We start from the raw sequence: 6680 nt of genomic DNA, 5'->3' as shown, positions 1-6680 counted from the left end.
CAAGCTCGCTTCGGAACTCGGGGAGCGGATGGGTACGCCCGACACTCATCTACAACGACACTCGGGGAGCGGATGGGTACGCCCGACGTTCGCCCACAGGTGCATCCGACGGTCGCGCTGATGCCGCCGTCTTGGCCTGCAACGACTCACCGAAATCCATTGTCTCACCATGGTTTCGACACGTTCGTCGCTAACGCTCCTCACGGCTCAACCAGCGGAGCGGGCCTGCCGTCGGTGAATCCAGGCCGAGTGCCGAAGCGGTGTATCCCCCGCTCCCTGAACCGCCCCGGGTTTCCTGGAGAGTCTCTCAGGCGGAAGTCTGATCCTGCTGGTCAGACTTGGTCGACGTTCCCAACGTCTGGTGATGATCGTAGTAGACCCGTTCAGCGTGAGCGGGTGTGAGGTGGTTGCAGAACCCGTTGGGGCGTTTGTGGTTGTACCAGTGCACCCATTCGGCGGTACCGATCTGCAGGTCCGGTAGGCCAGCCCAGACGACGTCACCGAACTCCACGAGCTCGGTCTTGTAGCTGGAGTTGATCGACTCGGCCAACGCGTTGTCGTAACTGTCGCCGATCGACCCGATCGACGGGGTGATCCCCCGATCGGCCAACGCGGTCGAGAACGCGAGCGCCGTGTACTGTGACCCCGCATCCGAATGATGAGTCAGAGAACTGAAATCTGTTGTCCCACTGCGCATCCGCTCATGCAGGGCGTAGTCCAGAGCGGCTCGTACGAGCGACTCGGTCATCGACGTGGCGCACTTCCAGCCCACGATCCGCCGCGCGAACACGTCGGTGATGAACGCGGTGTACACCCACCCCGATGCGGTCCGGCAGTAGGTGAAGTCGGCCACCCATAACTGATCCGGCGCCGGGGCCAGGAACCGGCGGTGCACATGATCAGGGGCGCGCTCATGACTGCGATCGGGGCGGGTGGTACGCACGGTGCGGCGTTTGAGTGCCCCATGCCACCCCATCAGCCGCATCAGCCGTTCCACCGTGCAGCGGGCCACCCGGTGACCGCGGGAGGTCAGCACCACCCAGGTTTTGCGGGCGCCGAGCACCTTGAACAACCAATGCTCCGTACGTAGATCGTGAATCATGTTGATAGTCAATGCATCTGACCAATCTCGGGCCGACGGGCCGCGGGTGAGGAAGTCATAGAATGTTGATGGGGCGATCGCCATGCCGTGCTCGGTCAGCACGGCGCAGATCGACTCGACACCCCAGATAAGACCATCCGCGCCCACCCGGTGACCCCGGTGAGCGCGGATGAATTCAACGATTACCGGTGTGGCCGGTCGAGCTCGGCCGCAAAGAAAGCCGACGCCGCTTTCAAGATGCCGTTCGCCCTTTTCAGTTCTGCCACTTCACGTTTCAACGCCCGGATCTGCTCAGCCTCCGCCGTCGACGTCCCCGCACGATCTCCCGAATCGACCTGATCCTGACGCACCCACTTGCGCAACGTCTCCGGCGTCGTGATCCCCAACAACTCCGCCACATGACAGATCGTCGCGTACTCCGAGGAATGCTCACCGCGCACCTCGGCAACCATCTTCACCGCACGCTCACGCAACTCACTGCCGTACCTCTGCGAACCCATCGTTCAATCCTCTCGTTCCCAACAACGAGAACCTCCAGACACTCCGGGGCGGATCACCCCGAGTGCCGAAGCGAGGAACGAGCTTCGGTGTATCGAGGGGCCGGCGATCCGACATCCGAACGCAACCACCCCAGCAGCCCTGCGAACACCCAACGCACCCAATATGTCTCGGCCCGAGTTGGGTTCCTCGAGTCACCAACCCCTCGTTACACCGAAGCTCGCAAGCTCGCTTCGGCACTCGGGGAGCGGATGGATACGCCCGACACTCGCCAACTTCGGCACTCGGGGAGCGGATGGGGTACGCCCGACACTCGCCAACTTCGGCACTCGGGGAGCGGATGAGGTACGCCCGACACTCGCCAACTTCGGCACTCGGGGAGCGCGTGGTACGCCCGACGCTCCGCTCGGGGAGCGGATGGGCACGCCCGAAGACTCGGAACGCCGGTGGGTACGCTCCGAAACCCGCTCCCGATCACCGTCTCGTCGGTAGCCCGAAACTCGCGACCAGCTTCCGGATGAGACCGGCGTCGTCGACGGCGAACGACTCAGTCACCTTGGCGGCCAACCGAAGTGGCTTGGGGTGCACGTGCACGTAGTAGGTCGTATGGACCACCCCCGCGTCGTCGACGCGGGCGTCGAACTCCGAGATCGCGTGAATCAGTTTGAACTGCGGCCCGTTGGCCAGACTCCGCCTGATGTGGTCGCCGCTGCGACCGGTCCGAACGCCGAGTTCGGTGCGGGTGCAGTCCGGATGCAGCGGCACCGACGACGGATCGTGCGTCACCAGCGCATCCACGTAGGCGCGCGCCGCGCCGATTCGCGCAGCGGCGTCGACGATGCTCACCGCGCTCCGTAGGCTTTGACCGGCTGCGGCGAGTTGGCCAGCAGATCAGCGACGACTACGCCGAGTTCGCCTGGCTCCCAGCGTGATCCCTTGTTCTTCGACGCCGCGCGCTGCCAGGCGTCGAGCACCGTGACGGTGCCGCCCTCCACTTCGAAGACGCGCCCGGTGACCCCGCCCGACTCGGGCGATCCGAGCCACACGACCAGCGGCGAGATGTTCGCCGGGTCCATCGTGTCGAAGGAACCGTCGGTCGGGGCGGCCATCTGCGCCGCCATCGCGTCGCCGGCGCCGAGCGTCATCTGGGTGCGCGCCGACGGCGCGATGGCGTTCGCGGTGACGCCGTAGCCGCCTAGTTCGGCCGCCGCCTGAATCGTCAGCTCGGCGATGGCCGCCTTGGCCGCCGAGTAGTTACCCTGCCCCACCGAGCCGAAAATGCCTGCGCCGGAAGAGGTATTGATGATCCGCGCCTGTGGGGTGTGTCCGGCCTTGGCCTGCGCTCGCCAGTATGCGGCGGCATGCCGAAGCATCACGAAGTGCCCCTTGAGGTGAACACGGACCACCGAATCCCATTCTTCTTCGGAGAAGGAGACGAGCATCTTGTCGCGCAGGAAGCCCGCGTTGTTGACCAGTGTGTCAAGCCGCCCGAACTCACGGACGGAAGTGTCGACGAGGTCGGCGGCCGCGTCCCAGTCGGCGACATCGGCGCCGTTGGCAACGGCTGTGCCTCCGGCAGCAGCGATCTCGTCGGCGACGCCGCGCGCGGCGTCGAGGTTGAAGTCGTTGACGACGACACTCGCGCCGTCGGCGGCGAACGCCAGTGCGTGGGCCCGGCCGATGCCCTGACCGGCGCCGGTCACGATGACGGCTCGGCCTTCATTCAGCGTGCTCATGGGTCTTCTCAGGTCCTCTCGGAAGTGCTCGGAAAGCGTGACGGTCAGATCTTGTTGTCGATGGTGGCGGCGTCGAGGAAGGCGGGCTTCTCCCCGCCACCGTGCACGGTCAGTGTCGAACCGCTGATGTAGGCGGCCAGCGGCGAGAGCAGGAATGCGCTCGCATTGCCGATGTCGACGGGAGATGCCAAGCGTCCCAACGGGATCGTCGCGCCGACGGCGGCGATACCCGCCTCGTCGCCGTAGTGCAGGTGCGACAGCTCGGTCTCGACCGGCCCGCTGACGACCGAGTTCAGCCGCACCTTGGGAGCCCATTCGATGGCGAGCGATGCCGTCAGATTGTCCAGGCCCGCCTTCGCCGCACCGTAGGCAGCCGTTCCCGGCGACGGCCGGTGTCCGCTGACGCTCGAGATGTTGACAATCGCACCGCCCGAATCCTGCTGCTGCATAACAGCATTGGCGGCACGGGCGACGATCAGCGGAGCCAACAGGTTGAGATCGAAGATCTTTGACGAGAACCGGTCAGACGCGTCAGCGGCCAGCGCGAACGGCGATCCGCCCGCATTGTTGACCACGCCGTCGAGCCGACCGTGCCGCTCGGCGACGGCATCGATCATCGCGCTCACCGAGTCGGTGTCGCGGACGTCGCAGCGGTGGAACTCGTAGGGAGTGTCCACGGCGTTGCGGGCGCACACGACGGGGGTGGCCCCCAGCGAAGCCAGGACGGCACTGATTCCCGCGCCGACGCCGCGCACCCCGCCGGTGACCAGAACGACACGACCGGCCAGGCCCAGATCGACGTCGATCTGGGTTGCTCCGGAACTTGCTCGGTTCGACATGAGTGCTACCCTACCAAACAACCAAGCACTTGCTTGGTTGGTCCGATCATCACCGTCCAAGGAGAACCGAGTGCCGATCACCACAACCCGTGACGAACCCGGCATCGCCGTCGTCACGATGGACTATCCGCCGGTCAACGCACTGCCCAGCGCGGCATGGTTCGAGTTGGCCGACACCGTCCTGGCCGCCGGTGCCGACCCGGAGACGTCGGTCGTGATCCTGCGCGCCGAGGGACGCGGCTTCAATGCGGGCGTCGACATCAAAGAAATGCAGGCCACCGAGGGCTTCGGCGCTCTGATCGACGCCAACAAGGGTTGTGCCGCCGCATTCTCCGCCGTCTACGACTGCGAGGTTCCGGTGATCGTCGCGGTCAACGGATTCTGCGTCGGCGGCGGCATCGGACTGGTCGGCAACGCCGACGTCATCGTCGCCTCCGACGACGCCGTGTTCGGTCTGCCCGAAGTGGACCGCGGCGCACTCGGCGCGGCGACTCACCTCGCGCGGCTGGTTCCCCAACACATGATGCGGACCCTGTACTACACGGCGCAGAACGCGACCGCCCAGCAACTGCACCATTTCGGCTCGGTCTACAAAGTGGTCCCGCGCGACGAATTGCTCGACGCCGCACTGGTGCTCGCGCGCAGCATCGCCGCCAAAGACACCCGGGTGATCCGCGCCGCGAAGGCCGCGATCAACAACATCGACCCCGTCGACGTGAAGACCAGCTACCTGCTCGAACAGCGCTACACATACGAACTGAACCTCGCCGGCGTCGCCGACGAGCACCGTGACGCATTTGTGGAGACCGGAAAGGCGAAGGGCGCCAAGTGACTTCAGTGACTGCTCCTCCCAGCAAGACCGACAAGACCTCGACGCTCGACGAGATCGTCGCCGAGTTGTCCGACGGCATGACCATCGGCATCGGCGGGTGGGGGTCGCGACGCAAGCCGATGGCTCTGGTCCGGGCGATCGCGCGGTCGTCGGTGACGGATCTGACCGTCGTGACCTATGGCGGCCCCGACCTCGGATTGCTCTGTGCCGCAGGAAAAGTCAGGCGCGCTTACTACGGATTCGTATCGTTGGACTCGGCGCCGTTCTACGATCCGTGGTTCGCCGCGGCCCGCACGACCGGAAGCATCGAGGCCCGCGAGATGGACGAGGGCATGGTCAAATGCGGCCTGGAGGCGGCCGCCGCCCGGGTGCCGTTCCTGCCGATCCGCGCCGGCCTGGGCTCCGACGTCGTCAACTTCTGGGAGGGTGAACTCAAGACGGTCACCTCCCCGTATCCGGATGCCGACGGCCGTACGCAGACACTGATCGCGATGCCCGCGTTGACGCTCGACGCCGCATTCGTACACCTCGACCTCGCCGACAAGCACGGCAACGCCGGCTACACCGGCGTCGACCCGTATTTCGACGACCTGTACCTGGCCGCGGCGAAGCGCCGCTACCTGGAGACCGACCGGCTGGTGTCCACCGCGGAACTGGTGGAAACCCTTCCCACGCAACGACTTCTACTCAACCGGATGAACGTCGACCGGGTTGTCGAGGCGCCTGGCGGTGCCCACTTCACCTTCGCCGGATCCTACGGTCGCGACGAGCGCTTTCAGCAGTTCTACGTCGAGTCGGCCAAAGACCCGGCCACCTGGGCGGCCTTCAAAAACCGTTTCCTCGACGTCGACGAGGCGACCTATCAGACCGAGATCGCCGCCTGGGCGGCCGAGCAGAAGGAGTCCAAGTGAGCTCCCCGGACACCATTACTCGTGCCGAGTACTGCGTCATCTCCTGCGCCGACATCTTCTCCGGCGCAGGTGAAATCATGGCGTCGCCGATGGCCCCGACACCGCTGCTCGGCGCGCGACTGGCCCGGCTCACCACCGAGCCCGACCTGTTGATCACCGACGGTGAGGCACTGATCTTCGCCGACACGCCGGGCATCGGGAAGAACGGGCCGATCGAGGGCTGGATGCCGTTCCGCAAGGTGTTCGACGTCGTCGCCTCGGGCCGCCGCCACGTCGTCATGGGCGCCAACCAGATCGATCGGCACGGCAACCAGAACCTGTCCGCCTTCGGCCCACTGCAGAAGCCGACGCGGCAGATGTTCGGCGTCCGCGGCGCGCCCGGCAACACGGTCAATCACCCCACCAGCTACTGGGTGGCACGGCATAGCGCGCGGGTGTTCGGCGATGTCGACGTCGTTTCCGGCGTCGGCTTCGACAGGGTCGACGCCGACAATCCGGCCTTCGACGATCTGAACATCCACCGGGTGGTCACCAACCTGGGCGTCTTCGATTTCGGCGGCCCGGGCCACACCATGCGGGCGCTGTCGCTGCACCCCGGCGTCGACGCCGCCGACGTCGCCGAGAACACGAGTTTCGAAGTAGCCGAACTGAATTCGGCTCCGGTCACCAGAACGCCGTCGGATGAGGAGCTCCGGTTGATCCGGGAAGTGCTGGACCCCAACGGTGTTCGGAATCGAGAAGTCAAGTGACCTCGAATGGGGG

7 protein-coding genes are annotated in these 6680 nt (G+C 65.6%); 3 read left to right on the top strand and 4 right to left on the bottom strand.

Annotated elements, in window-relative coordinates:
- Positions 1-307: 307 nt before the first annotated feature.
- From HH308_RS26665 to HH308_RS26650, 4 genes are all read right to left on the bottom strand, one after another.
- A protein-coding gene (locus HH308_RS26665) for an IS3 family transposase (protein ID WP_170197316.1) occupies positions 308-1602 on the bottom strand; the annotation gives its coding sequence in 2 pieces (ribosomal slippage) (positions 308-1323 and positions 1323-1602; 1296 coding nt in all).
- Positions 1603-2074: 472 nt separating this feature from the next.
- Entirely contained in the window at positions 2075-2446 is a 372-nt protein-coding gene (locus HH308_RS26660) for a DUF8021 domain-containing protein (protein ID WP_170197315.1), read from the bottom strand.
- On the bottom strand, positions 2443-3336 hold the full coding sequence (locus HH308_RS26655; protein ID WP_170197314.1) for an SDR family oxidoreductase: 894 nt from the start codon (positions 3334-3336) through the stop codon (positions 2443-2445). Before HH308_RS26655 ends, HH308_RS26660 begins: the two co-directional genes overlap by 4 nt.
- A gap of 44 nt (positions 3337-3380) precedes the next feature.
- Positions 3381-4175: an SDR family oxidoreductase gene (locus tag HH308_RS26650; protein ID WP_170197313.1), complete on the bottom strand. Its 795-nt coding sequence runs from the start codon at positions 4173-4175 to the stop codon at positions 3381-3383.
- A gap of 70 nt (positions 4176-4245) precedes the next feature.
- Here HH308_RS26650 and echA20 point away from each other — a divergent pair, with 70 nt between their 5' ends.
- Genes echA20 through HH308_RS26635 form a run of 3 tightly spaced genes read left to right on the top strand, consistent with a single transcriptional unit; the run spans position 4246 to position 6667 of the window.
- A complete protein-coding gene (echA20, locus tag HH308_RS26645; RefSeq protein ID WP_170197312.1) occupies positions 4246-5007 on the top strand; it encodes a (7aS)-7a-methyl-1,5-dioxo-2,3,5,6,7,7a-hexahydro-1H-indene-carboxyl-CoA hydrolase in 762 nt (253 codons plus the stop codon).
- A complete protein-coding gene (locus HH308_RS26640) occupies positions 5004-5918 on the top strand; it encodes a CoA transferase subunit A (RefSeq protein WP_376767286.1) in 915 nt (304 codons plus the stop codon). Before echA20 ends, HH308_RS26640 begins: the two co-directional genes overlap by 4 nt.
- A complete protein-coding gene (locus HH308_RS26635) occupies positions 5915-6667 on the top strand; it encodes a CoA-transferase subunit beta (RefSeq protein ID WP_170197311.1) in 753 nt (250 codons plus the stop codon). Before HH308_RS26640 ends, HH308_RS26635 begins: the two co-directional genes overlap by 4 nt.
- Positions 6668-6680: the final 13 nt, after the last annotated feature.

This window comes from Gordonia asplenii (genome assembly GCF_012933505.1).
Taxonomy (GTDB): domain Bacteria; phylum Actinomycetota; class Actinomycetes; order Mycobacteriales; family Mycobacteriaceae; genus Gordonia; species Gordonia asplenii.
This window is presented reverse-complemented; position numbering and strand designations above follow the sequence as displayed.

Excerpts from the sequence above, each read along its gene's own strand:
- HH308_RS26655 (WP_170197314.1), bottom strand. The coding sequence starts at position 3,336 with ATGAGCACGCTGAATGAAGGCCGAGCCGTCATCGTGACCGGCGCCGGT.
- HH308_RS26650 (WP_170197313.1), bottom strand. The coding sequence starts at position 4,175 with ATGTCGAACCGAGCAAGTTCCGGAGCAACCCAGATCGACGTCGATCTG.